12 protein-coding genes and 1 pseudogene are annotated in these 11,882 nt (G+C 70.6%); 5 read left to right on the forward strand and 8 right to left on the reverse strand.

The window, feature by feature from the left end; genetic code table 11:
- Positions 1-128 precede the first annotated feature (128 nt).
- The 6 genes and pseudogenes from M1203_RS26145 to M1203_RS26170 all read right to left on the reverse strand — a co-directional run.
- Complete coding sequence (locus M1203_RS26145) at positions 129-416, reverse strand: DUF1416 domain-containing protein (protein WP_030353448.1); 288 nt, start codon at positions 414-416, stop codon at positions 129-131.
- 29 nt (positions 417-445) lie between these two features.
- Positions 446-1,285, reverse strand: a complete 840-nt coding sequence (locus tag M1203_RS26150) for a sulfurtransferase (protein ID WP_249952247.1) — start codon at positions 1,283-1,285, stop codon at positions 446-448.
- A 530-nt stretch (positions 1,286-1,815) separates the two neighbouring features.
- Entirely contained in the window at positions 1,816-2,565 is a 750-nt protein-coding gene (locus M1203_RS26155) for a DUF2993 domain-containing protein (RefSeq protein ID WP_249952248.1), read from the reverse strand.
- Positions 2,566-2,753: 188 nt separating this feature from the next.
- Positions 2,754-4,145, reverse strand: a complete 1,392-nt coding sequence (locus M1203_RS26160; protein ID WP_249952249.1) for a hypothetical protein — start codon at positions 4,143-4,145, stop codon at positions 2,754-2,756.
- Positions 4,146-4,155: 10 nt separating this feature from the next.
- A complete protein-coding gene (locus tag M1203_RS26165) occupies positions 4,156-4,437 on the reverse strand; it encodes a MoaD/ThiS family protein (RefSeq protein WP_308404906.1) in 282 nt (93 codons plus the stop codon).
- Between the two features lie 24 nt (positions 4,438-4,461).
- A pseudogene (locus tag M1203_RS26170) lies at positions 4,462-5,289 on the reverse strand (alpha/beta hydrolase); the annotation flags it as partial.
- A gap of 314 nt (positions 5,290-5,603) precedes the next feature.
- Here M1203_RS26170 and M1203_RS26175 point away from each other — a divergent pair.
- Positions 5,604-6,500, forward strand: a complete 897-nt coding sequence (locus tag M1203_RS26175) for a response regulator transcription factor (RefSeq protein WP_374404013.1) — start codon at positions 5,604-5,606, stop codon at positions 6,498-6,500.
- 23 nt (positions 6,501-6,523) lie between these two features.
- The gene (locus M1203_RS26180; RefSeq protein ID WP_249952250.1) at positions 6,524-7,546 is read left to right on the forward strand and encodes a LacI family DNA-binding transcriptional regulator; all 1,023 of its coding nucleotides are present in this window, start codon (positions 6,524-6,526) and stop codon (positions 7,544-7,546) included.
- Between the two features lie 85 nt (positions 7,547-7,631).
- On the opposite strand, the gene M1203_RS26185 is transcribed toward M1203_RS26180, so the two are convergent.
- Both M1203_RS26185 and M1203_RS26190 read right to left on the reverse strand, forming a co-directional pair.
- Positions 7,632-8,426, reverse strand: a complete 795-nt coding sequence (locus M1203_RS26185; protein ID WP_249952251.1) for a GntR family transcriptional regulator — start codon at positions 8,424-8,426, stop codon at positions 7,632-7,634.
- Positions 8,423-8,965, reverse strand: coding sequence for a GntR family transcriptional regulator (locus M1203_RS26190; RefSeq protein ID WP_249952252.1), 543 nt, complete (start codon positions 8,963-8,965; stop codon positions 8,423-8,425). The genes M1203_RS26185 and M1203_RS26190 overlap by 4 nt, the downstream gene beginning before the upstream one ends.
- Before the next feature lie 334 nt (positions 8,966-9,299).
- Here M1203_RS26190 and M1203_RS26195 point away from each other — a divergent pair, with 334 nt between their 5' ends.
- The 3 genes from M1203_RS26195 to M1203_RS26205 form a co-directional block, all read left to right on the forward strand.
- Entirely contained in the window at positions 9,300-9,752 is a 453-nt protein-coding gene (locus tag M1203_RS26195) for an ATP-binding protein (RefSeq protein WP_249952253.1), read from the forward strand.
- A gap of 98 nt (positions 9,753-9,850) precedes the next feature.
- Positions 9,851-10,888: a S1C family serine protease gene (locus M1203_RS26200; protein ID WP_249952254.1), complete on the forward strand. Its 1,038-nt coding sequence runs from the start codon at positions 9,851-9,853 to the stop codon at positions 10,886-10,888.
- 205 nt (positions 10,889-11,093) lie between these two features.
- Positions 11,094-11,882: response regulator transcription factor (locus M1203_RS26205; protein ID WP_249952255.1), on the forward strand; the 789-nt coding region annotated here is incomplete at its 3' end.

The raw sequence follows: 11,882 nt of genomic DNA on the forward strand, positions 1-11,882 counted from the left end.
TTTCCCGGGTCGTTCCGCGCCCGCCCGCCCGAACGGTCCGGAGGGCCGCACCCCTGGGTCCCCCCGGGGTGCGGCCCTCCGGCCGATGAGAAGAAACGCTCGGGTCGCTCAGAGCTCCGGACAGAGCTTCAGACCGCGATCGCGACCTCGGAGAGGCCCCCGGTCTGCGCGACGACCGTACGGTCCGCCGTGGCGCCCGGAACGAGGGCGCGCAGCGTCCACGTGCCCTCGGCCGCGTAGAAGCGGAACTGGCCGGTCGCCGAGGTCGGGACCTCCGCGGTGAACTCTCCGGTCGAGTCCAGCAGGCGTACGTAACCGGTGACGGGCTCGCCGTCGCGGGTCACGGAACCCTGGATGGTGGTCTCACCGGGCTTGATCGTCGAAGCGTCGGGGCCGCCGGCCTGTGCTCCACACATACTGTTCAGTCCTCCGGGTCGGGGCGTGATTACTTGTTGGCGCCGAGCTCGATCGGCACACCGACGAGCGAGCCGTACTCGGTCCACGAGCCGTCGTAGTTCTTGACGTTCTCGACACCGAGCAGCTCGTGCAGCACGAACCAGGTGAGCGCGGAGCGCTCGCCGATACGGCAATAGGCGACGGTGTCCTTCGTCAGGTCGACCTGCTCCTCGGCGTAGAGCGCCTTGAGCTCGTCGTCCGACTTGAAGGTGCCGTCGTCGTTGGCGTTCTTCGACCACGGGATGTTGCGCGCGGTCGGGATGTGCCCCGGACGCTGCGACTGCTCCTGCGGGAGGTGCGCCGGAGCGAGCAGCTTGCCGCTGAACTCGTCGGGCGAGCGCACATCGACCAGGTTCTGCGTGCCGATCGCGGCGACCGCGTCGTCACGGAAGGCGCGGATCGCGGTGTTCTGGGCCTTGGCCTGGTACGTGGTGGCGGCGCGCGTCGGGACGGCGTCCACCAGGTCGCGGGAGTCCAGCTCCCACTTCTTGCGGCCGCCGTCGAGGAGCTTGACGGAGTCGTGCCCGTACAGCTTGAAGTACCAGTAGGCGTAGGACGCGAACCAGTTGTTGTTGCCGCCGTAGAGGATGACGGTGTCGTCGTTGGCGATGCCCTTGGCCGACAGAAGCTTCTCGAAGCCCTCCTGGTCGACGAAGTCACGGCGGACCGGGTCCTGGAGGTCCTTCTTCCAGTCGATCCTGACAGCGTTCTTGATGTGGTTCTTGTCGTAGGCCGAGGTGTCCTCGTCGACCTCGACGATGACCACCTTCGGGTCGTCGATGTGGGCCTCGACCCAGTCGGCGTCTACCAGGACGTCGCTGCGGCTCATGCTGTTCTCCTCCGGGGCAGTTTGCGGCGGGGTACTGCGAGGTGCGGGGCGCGGCTGCCGCCGCGGCTTCCGGGCACGGGCCCGGGCTGCGTACGGCGCGCGGGACGGCCCTGAGAATCTCGAAGGGCCTGGGGGGAAAACGGGACGCGAAAGTCCCGCTCAGACGGTGCGACAGAGCATGGCGGCGACGCGGCACAGGTCAACTGCCCGCCGCTTCGTGAAGTCCGCCTGTTGCTTCATACGTCCGATCGTAGGGACGTCCCGGCGAACATGTCACCGGGGGATCACATTCTGAGACTCGATCGTCCGGAATGCGAGACGATCTTATGGTCGGGTCGGTACCCCTTCCACCGGCCCGCTGCCGGCGTCACGCTGCCATCTGAGGAGCGGACGCCGACGTCTCACCATCCGGCTACCCGCCCTCCGGACCGCGCTAACCCGGCACGTCGGGCCGTACCCGTCAGCCGTACGCGTCGGCCGTACGCGTCAGCCGTACGCGTCAGCCGTACGCGTCGGCCGTACGCGCGCGGTCAGCCCGTGAGGGAGACGTTCGACCCGGCGCCGGAGAAGTGCAGACCGTCCTCGGCCGCGGTGACCTTGTCGAGCTTGACCGTCGAGGGCAGTCCGTCGATCTTCAGGTCGTAATCGACCACGTCCCGCACCTGCTCGTCCATGCCGGGCACCGGCAGCTCGGGGAGGGCCGCGGCCTTCAGCCGGACCGTGTCGCCGCCGTCCAGCGTCACCGTGCTGTACGCCGTGACGGTCCGGCCGCCCAGCAGCTCCTTGACGGTGTCCGGGATGGTGATGCCCGCGCCTTCCAGCACCTCCGTCAGCGGCCCCGAGACCTTGACCTGCCCCTGCGCGGCCCGCTCGGCACCGGCGTAGCCGACGGTCGCGCCCTTCGGCGCCGACTTGGCGAGGTCCGTGTACGAGATGCGCGCCGAGCCGTTGGCCTGCCCGGCCACGGCGGACGAGAAGCTGCTGTCGATCTTGACGTCCTTCAGCTCGCCCTTGACCTGGGTCACCCGGACCGCGTGGCCGTCTGCCGTGGCGTTGACGCCGTCGAGGCTGATCTCGACCTCGTCCAGCGAGGTGCCGAGGACCTGGGTCAGGAAGGGGAAGCCCTTGATCGACACCTCCGGCTGGGAGGTCAGCCCCGCGCTCGATCTGACGCGGTCGGCGACCTCGCTCTCGGCGAAGTACACGGCCGCCCGGTCCGCGGCGACGAACAGCCCGCCGAAGATCACGACGAATATCAGCAGTATTCGCAGTGCGCGCATGGTTCGGTGTCCCCCACCTTGATCGTTTCTGCCCCCTGACGACCGTGAGCGTAACGCCAGTCGGGTTGGCCGGATGTCGGAGTGATCGACGTCCGGCGCGGGCGTACGGTTCCCCGCCGGCCGTGCGCCCCACGTCACACGCGGGTCGGACCCTGTCAGGTCCGGGTCAGGTACGGGTCGGATTCGGGTCAGGCCAGCATGCGGCCCAGCAGATAGACGGCGGGGGCGGCGGCCGTGAGCGGCAGCGCCACCCCGGCGGTCATGTGGACGAAGCGGGACGGGTAGTCGTAGCTCGCCGCGCGCAGCCCGACCAGCGCGCAGACCCCCGCGCCGAGCCCCAGCAGCGCGCCCTGGCTGCCCAGGTCCGTCATCCCGCCCGCCACGATCCCGGCGCCCGCGCCGGCCAGCAGGGCCACGACGACGGAGGCGGCGCCCGGCAGCGGAAGGGCGCGGGCCACGGTCGCCGCCGCGACCGCCAGTCCGCCGACGACCACCGCGTCCGGCACGGCCGCGAGCTGGCCGGTGGCGAGGATGGTGAGCGCCGCCGAGGCGACGGTGGCCATCAGGCCCGTCATCCGCTCGTCCGCGCCCGCGCGGCTGCGCAGCTGCAGGACGACCACGAGCAGCACCCACACACCGAGGGTGCCGATGATCGCGGCCGGAGCGTTCTCCCGGCCCGCCACGAGCAGGGTGATGTCCGCGGTGACCCCGCCGAGGAAGGCGAGCGCGATGCCCTGCCTGGCCGGCCACATGCCGTTCAGCCGGAACCAGCCGGCCGCCGTGACGGCCTGGAGCAGAACGAGCGGGACGAGCAGCGCGTACGGCCCGATGGCCGCGCCGCCAGCCAGCAGCAGCCCGAGCAGGGCGGTCAGCCCGGCGGGCTGGATGCCCGGCGGGATGATCGGCGACCGGCCCTCGGCGCGGGCGCGCTGGGCGTCGGTGATCCGTGCGTTGCCCATGGTGGTGGGCGCGCTGTAGCCGTCGGTGGAGCCGGGAGGTGTCGCGCCGGGTGCGGCGGCGACGGAGGGCGGGACGGCCGGGGCCTGGGCCGGGGCCTGGGGCGCGTACGGCGCCGAGGCGGGCGACGGCACTTCCGACGGCACCCCCGAGGGGACCTCCGGGGGCAGCGGGTAGGCGCCCTGAGGCGGCAGATACGCGGTGTCGGCGGCGGCCTGCTGAGGCTGGGGCCGGTACGCGTGAGCCTGGCCGTGCGGCTGCTGGCCGTGCGGCTGCTGGCCCTGCGGCTGGACGTGCGGCTGGTACTGGGTGTCCCAGGTCTGGCCCTGCCACGTCTGCGCCGCGGGCTCATGGTGGGCCCCCGGCTGGTACGTGGGCTCGGCCCAGCCCTGGCCCTGGGAGGCGCCCGGGTCCGGGACCTGGGCCTGGGCCTGCCCCTGGTACGCACCGTTCGCGCCGTAGGACGGCTGCTGCGGTCGGCCGTACTGGTCGTACTGCACCTGACCCTGCCCCTGGCCGCCGTACTGCCCCTGGTCTCCGTAGGGACCCTGGCCGTACCCCTGGCCCTGACCCTGGCCGTATCGATACTGCTGATCTCGATACTGCTGATCGTCGTCGCTCATGTGCTGGGATTCACCCTCCTGCGAACGGCGGGAGCACCTCGACCGTGCCGCCCTCGGCAAGCCGTACGGTCTCATGTCCACGGGTCCCCACAGGGTCACCGTCGACGACGAAGGAACACCTCTGGAGTACGCGGACCAGTTCGCCCGGGTGTCGCACCCGCGCGGCGGCGAGCGCGTCGGCCAGGGTGTCCGCCGCGTACGGCTCCTCCGCCGTGCCCGCGGCGGCCTTGGCCGCGGCCCAGTAGCGAATCGTGCCCGATGCCATGGCGGCGCTCCTTTCGTCGGCTCCCATGATGGCCGACGGCCGTCGCGCCTCCGTCAGCCACTCCCCGAGACGGTCGAGCAGCGCGTCGTCGGCGGCGTTCTCGGCATGGCCCATGCCCGGTTCGAGCCACAGCTCGGCGGCGCCCGGAGCCGCGGCCCCGGCCAGCGCGCGGGGGTGGTCCAGCGGGAAGTACGGGTCGCGGTCGCCGTGTACGACGAGCAGCGGGACCGGCGCGATCAGCGGTACCGACTCCACCGGGGAGAGCGGCACCGGGTTCCAGTCCCGGTGATCGATACGGGTACGCAGTCCGTAGCGGCCGACGAGCCGGCCCAGGGGCCGCGTCACCACCCAGTGCAGGCGCCGCATCGGGGCCGTACCCCGGTAGTACCAGCGCGCGGGGGCACTCACGGCGGCCACGGCGTCGGTCCGCGCACCTGTGCGCCCCCTGTGCGACGCGGCATGGCGCAGCACGACGGACCCGCCCAGGGAGAAGCCGACGGTCACGACACGCGAATGGCCCAGCGCGCGGGCCCATTCCACGGCCGCCGCCAGATCGAGGATCTCGCGGTCGCCGACCGTGGAGCGACCGCCCGAGCGGCCGTGTCCGCGGAAGGAGAAGGTGACCACGGCCGCACGCTGCGCGAACACCCGTGCCGCCCGTCGTACGGCCGGCCTGTCCACTGACCCGGTGAACCCGTGTGCGAGCACGATGGCGGTCCCGCCGCCCGCCCGGAAATCCGGCCCGAAACCCGCCGTACACGGCTCGTACACCGCCTCGATGGGGACCCCGTCCGCGGTCCTGAGGACCGTGCGCCGGGTGCTCCGGGCGCGCGGGGAATCTGGTGATCTGCGGGATTGACCCTCTGGCACCGAGCACATGTGGGTTATTCTGCTGCGAAGAGGATCCGGGCAATGTAGCCCCCGGGTCCTTTTGTGTTTCCCGTCCGTTGTTACAGACAGATGACATAGACGGAAGACACGGACATCACGCATTTCGGCTGCAGCCACGGCTACGGCCGCGGGCCTCAGGGCGAGGGAACCGCGGTCGGCGCCACGCAGGAAACGCAGTGAAGAGCTGTGAATAGCAGTGACCAGCAGTGCCGCATACGTCCTCGCAGGGACCGAGGAGGAACCGACGTAATGGGCAAGCGAACCGTGTATGACAACAGTCCGGCCGAGGCAGGTGGGCGGCGATGAGTTCTCTGCTGCTTCTGACCAACGCACTCCAGCCCTCGACGGAGGTGCTGCCGGCGCTCGGACTGCTGCTCCACAACGTGCGGGTGGCCCCCGCCGAGGGGCCCGCTCTTGTCGACACCCCTGGTGCCGATGTCATCCTGATCGACGGCCGACGCGACCTTCCGCAGGTGCGGTCGCTCTGCCAGTTGCTGCGGTCCACCGGACCGGGCTGCCCGCTGATCCTCGTCGTGACGGAGGGCGGTCTCGCCGCCGTCACCGCGGACTGGGGCATCGACGACGTACTGCTCGACACCGCGGGTCCGGCCGAGGTCGAGGCCCGGCTGCGGCTCGCGATGGGCCGTCAGCAGATCTCGACCGACGACTCCCCGATGGAGATCCGCAACGGTGATCTGTCGGTCGACGAGGCGACCTACAGCGCGAAGCTCAAGGGCCGGGTCCTCGACCTGACCTTCAAGGAGTTCGAGCTGCTCAAGTACCTCGCGCAGCACCCCGGTCGGGTCTTCACCCGGGCCCAGCTGCTCCAAGAGGTCTGGGGCTACGACTACTTCGGCGGTACGCGGACGGTCGACGTCCACGTACGGCGGCTGCGCGCGAAGCTCGGCCCCGAGCACGAGTCGCTGATCGGGACCGTCCGAAACGTCGGCTACCGCTTCGTCACCCCGGACAAGAGCGAGCGCGGCGCGGAGAAGACGGACCGGACGACGGAGGGAACGCGGGCGAACGCCGGGGCGCGACCGTCCCAGAACGGGGCCCACACCGGGTCGCACACCAGGTCCCACCATGGCTCCCACCCCGAGCCCCGGCACGAGAAGGCCGAGGACCCCGGGGACGACGACACGGCCGCCGGACTGGACGCGACACAAGAAAGTGCCGTGCGACCTGCCAAGCGGTAGGTCACCACGCGTAGACTCCGCGCGTGGCCAAGGTGACGCGGGACGATGTGGCACGACTGGCGGGTACGTCCACCGCTGTCGTCAGCTATGTCATCAACAACGGACCGAGGCCGGTCGCTCCGGCCACGCGTGAGCGGGTGGTCGCCGCGATCAAGGAGCTGGGCTACCGGCCCGACCGGGTCGCCCAGGCGATGGCCTCGCGGCGGACCGACCTCATAGGGGTCGTCGTGCCGGACGCGAGACAGCCCTTCTTCGCGGAGATGGCGCACGCGGTCGAACAGGCCGCGGCCGAGCGCGGGAAAATGGTGCTCGTAGGCAACTCCGACTACCGCAATGAGCGCGAGGTCCACTATCTGCGGGCCTTCCTGGGCATGCGGGTGTCGGGGCTGATCCTGGTCAGCCAGGGCCCGAGCGAGCGCGCGGCGGCCGAGATAGAGGCGTGGGACGCCCGGGTCGTGCTGCTGCACGAGCGGCCGGAGGGCATCGACGACGTGGCGGTCGTCACGGACGACATCGGCGGCGCCCAGCTCGCCACCCGTCATCTGCTGGAGCACGGCCATCCGTACGTGGCCTGCCTCGGCGGGGTCGAGTCCACCCCGGTCATCGGCGACCCGGTGACCGACCACGTCGAGGGCTGGCGCCGGGCGATGCTGGAGGCCGGGCGGCCGGTGGAGGGTCGCCTCTTCCGGGCGCTGTACAACCGGTACGACGCGTACGAGGTCGCGCTGGAACTGCTCTCGGGCCCCGACCGGCCGCCGGCGATCTTCTGCTCCACCGACGACCAGGCGATCGGCGTCCTGCGGGCCGCCCGCGAGCTGCGGATCGACGTCCCCGGCGAACTGGCCGTGGCCGGCTTCGACGACGTCAAGGAAGCCGGCCTCACGGACCCGCCGCTGACGACGGTTTCCTCCGACCGGCCGGCGATGGCGCGGGCGGCGGTGGATCTCGTACTGGACGACGGTCTGCGGGTGGCGGGGTCGCGACGGGAACGGGTGAAGCAGTTCCCGTCGGCCCTGATCGTGCGGCGGTCGTGCGGCTGCGCGTAGCCGCGGCACTGCGGTCCGCGTCCCGTCCGGTCGCCGGGCCGGTGGTCACTCCCCTGGGACGGCGGTCACTTCCCTGGGCCGGCGGTCACTCGGGCGTGAACTCGTACCGCAGCTCGTACAAATGACCCGCCTTGGCCATCACCGTGGCCTCGATGGGCTGCTCGTCGTCGGCGTACACCACGCGCAGGGTCCGCAGCACCGGCAGATCGCCGGGCAACCGGAGTGCTTCGTACTGCTCACGCGTAGGTATGCGGGCGGAAACATGGTCGACGCTGAGCCGGGGCAAGTGGCCCAGTCCGGCCAGGAGAGTGGGCGTTCCGCCCTTGATCCGGCGGTGTTCCATCAGCGCGGTGCCTCGGGCGATGCCCAACGGGTAGTAGGCGTGCACCAGTTCCACCGGCTCGTCGTCGAGTGTGAGCACCTGGTGGCGGAGGAGCGCCGTACCGCCGTCGGGCAGGCGCAGGGCCGCCGAGACATCCGCGGGCGGAGTGATCTCGGCGACGGCGAGGAGCCTGCTCCGGGCCTTTCCACCACGCTTCGCGGTCTCGGCGAGCCAGCGGTAGGGCTCACCGGTGTCGGCCGGGGCCATGGACGAGGCCGGGCGCACGGTCAGCTGCCGGTGTTCCCGTACGGTCACGGCGGCGCCCGCACGGCCGACGACCAGTCGCTCGTCCTTGAGGAGTCCCAGGGCCTTCTGCACCGTGGCGTTCGAGGCGCCGAATCTCTCCTTGAGCCGCACGGTGGACGGCAGGCTGGCGCCGGGGGCGAGATCCCCGGTCATGATCTCGTCGCGCAGATCGGCGGCGATCCGCTCATGGAGCGACCGGCGGTCGTACCCACTCATCTCCGCGTCCTCTCCGGGGCGGGGCACGGTCGTCATCCGATCCTCATCTCGTAACGCAGCCGCTGCCGGTGTGCGGGCATGGTCATCTTGTCCAGTTGGATGGGCCGGTCCTCCCTGTCGAACGTGACCCGGCTCAGGCGAAGCACCGGCTCGCCCGGTTCGACGCGCAGTGCTTCGCATTCTTCCTCCGTGGGCATCCGGGCGGTCACATCCTCCCGGACGCGTACACCGACGTACCCCAGCTCGGCGAGGAGAGTGACGGCACCGCCAGGGATCTTCGCCGTCCCGGCGAGACGCGTGCCGCGTGCGATGGAAGCGGGGTAGTACGTGTCGGTCAGCTCGCAGGGCAGGTCCTCCAGGAACATCACGCGCCTCCGCACAACGACCGATTCGCCTACGCCGACCCCGAGCGATCCGGCCACCTCGTCCGACGCCGCCACCTCGCCCGCAGCGACGATCCGCTGACCACCCCGCCGCCCCCGCGCCGCCAACTCCGCGCCCCACGCCTCGGGTTGTCCCTCACCACGCGGTGTCAGATACGGCATGGAGGTGCTGACCCATTCCGCGGCGCTCATGACGTCCTCCTGTGCTGCTGGCACGACCTCGACCTTGCTGCTCTACACGGTAAGTGAGCCCTCGCCACTCACAGCCTTCGGCCATCTTGCCGCTTTTCGCGAATAGCAGTATGTTCCTGGGGATCGTACAGCTCAGGACCAGACGGCGACGCACCGGGCCTCTGTCCGCGACGCGGCAGAGGTGCGAGCCGGGGCGCGGCCAACGCTTTGAAGGAGCGCGGACATTGAGTGCACTCTTCGTTCATCCATTCGAGCCTCCACTGCCGGGCTTATCGCCCTCGACGATTCCGCACTTCGTTCGAGCGGCGCAGACCTCATTGGTGGAGGTCTCCGAATGAGGCGTCTACAGGATCAGGACAACGGCGCCGTGGTACTGCGATGGAATCGTCATCCGAGCTGCGTCGGGCCGGCGCGGCTGGAGTTACGCAAGGCGCTGGCAGCGTGGGGGCTGTCGGCGTTGGAGGATGCGGCGGTTCTTGTGCTGTCGGAGCTTTTGACGAACGCGGTGCGTCACGCGCGCGCATCGCCAGGGCGCGAGATCGAGACGCGATACATCCAGGTTCGGCTACCGATGCCCCGTGGTCTGCGTATCGAGGTCCATGACGCGTCCCCCGCCCGGCCGACCCGGCGTGCGGAGGACGTGGACGCGTGCGACGGGCGCGGGCTCCTGATCGTGGACGCGTTGGCCGACGAGTGGGGTGTGGCTGATCGCGTCGGCGTCGGCAAAATGGTGTGGGCGCGGTGGCGGTCCCCCGAGGCGGAGGGCGGAGATCGCTGTGACGCCTGAGCGGAAGCACTGGTCTTTATATAGGGCATACGCGGTTTTGTTGCCCTTCTCAGGGCCTCCTCAGCCGGTTCTCATGTACGCCGCCGACAGTCGTATTCATGACGGACTACTACCGCGGCAGCGGCGACGAAGGCAGTGAACAGCAGCACCCCGCCCAGGGTTTCCAGGGGCAGGGGTTCCAGGGCTCGGCGTTCCCGCCGCCGCCCTCGTACGGTCCTACCGTTCCGGCCGACGGCGCCGTCACCACTCACCGGCGCGCGAGGCGTCCGGTGGCGCTGCTCGCCGCCGTGGCGATCGCCGCCGCGGTCGTCGGCGGTGGTACGGCGGCGCTGGTCGGGAACTACGCCGGCGGCGGCACCGACAGTGCCGGCACGTCGGTCAGCGGGACCACCGTCTCGCAGAGCAGCGCGGGGACGGTGGCCGGGGTCGCCCAGGCCGTGGCACCCGCCATCGTCGAGATCAACGCGACCTCCACGAGCGGTGAGTCCACCGGCTCGGGCGTGATCATCACGTCCGACGGCGAAATCGTCACGAACAACCATGTGATCTCCGGTGCCTCCTCGATAAAGGTCCAGCTCAGCACGGGGAAGACCTATACCGCCCAGGTCGTGGGCACCGACGCGGACAAGGATCTCGCGCTGATCAAGCTGGAGGGCGCGAGCGGCCTCAAGACGGCCACGCTCGGCAACTCCGACCAGGTGAAGGTCGGTGACCAGGTCGTGGCGATCGGCTCCCCCGAGGGTCTGACCGGCACCGTCACCAGCGGCATCATCTCGGCGCTCAACCGCGATGTCACCGTGGCCAAGGACGAGGACCAGGGGCAGCAGCTGCCGCAGCGGGGCGGGGGGAACTGGCCGTTCGAGTTCGGCGGGCAGCAGTTCAACGGGGACACCGGCTCCTCGAAGACCACGTACAAGGCGCTCCAGACGGACGCCTCCCTCAACCCGGGCAACTCGGGTGGCGCGCTGATCAATATGAACGGCGAGATCATCGGCATCAACTCCGCGATGTACGCGCCGAGTTCGGCGTCCGGGTCCGGCAGCTCCGGCGCCGGCAGCGTGGGTCTGGGCTTCGCCATCCCCGTCAACACCGTCAAGTCGGACCTCTCGGCGCTGCGCTCCGGCGGCACCAGCTGATCCCCGGGGGGAGGGACGCGGTACGAGCCACCGGGCGCGAGCCGTCGTGGAGCGAGCGTGCGACGCTGGTGGTACGGACCGCGCCCGGCCGGCACCGGCCGCGTGCCGGGTCGTGCGACCGTTGACCTTGCGCGACCGTTGCCCCACCATTGCCCGACCGTTTCACCGACCGTTTCACCGAGCCGACTGACGAGGTAGTAGCGACATGAGTGCCGCCGAAGGCGATCCTCAGCGGATCCTGATCGTCGACGACGAGCCCGCCGTACGCGAGGCCCTCCAGCGAAGCCTCGCCTTCGACGGATACGGGACCGAGGTCGCCGTCGACGGGGTCGACGCGCTCGGCAAGGCCGCGGCCTACGGTCCCGATCTGATCGTCCTCGACATCCAGATGCCCCGGATGGACGGCCTGACGGCGGCCCGCAGGCTCCGGGGCAGCGGCTCGAAGGTGCCGATCCTGATGCTGACGGCCCGCGACACGGTCGGTGACCGGGTCACGGGGCTGGACGCGGGCGCCGACGATTACCTGGTCAAACCCTTCGAGCTGGACGAACTGTTCGCCCGGATCCGCGCCCTGCTGCGACGCAGCTCGTACGCGGCGGCCTCGCCCGGCGATCAGCCCGACGACGATGTGCTGTCCTTCGCCGATCTGCGGATGGACCTGACGACGCGCGAAGTGACGCGCGGATCCCGCCGGGTGGAGCTGACCCGTACCGAATTCACCCTGCTGGAGATGTTCCTCTCGCACCCGAGGCAGGTGCTGACCCGGGAGCAGATCCTCAAGGCGGTGTGGGGCTTCGACTTCGAGCCGAGCTCCAACTCCCTGGATGTGTACGTGATGTATCTGCGCCGGAAGACGGAGAGCGGCGGAGAACCCCGGCTGGTCCACACGGTGCGGGGTGTGGGGTACGCGCTGCGCGCCGACGCGGGGAGCGGCGGCGCGGGCGGGGCGGGCGCGGGCGGCGGGGCGGGTGCCGGCGGCACGGCGGGTGCCGGC

It is taken from the genome of Streptomyces sp. 35G-GA-8 (genome assembly GCF_023534745.1).
Lineage (GTDB): Bacteria > Actinomycetota > Actinomycetes > Streptomycetales > Streptomycetaceae > Streptomyces.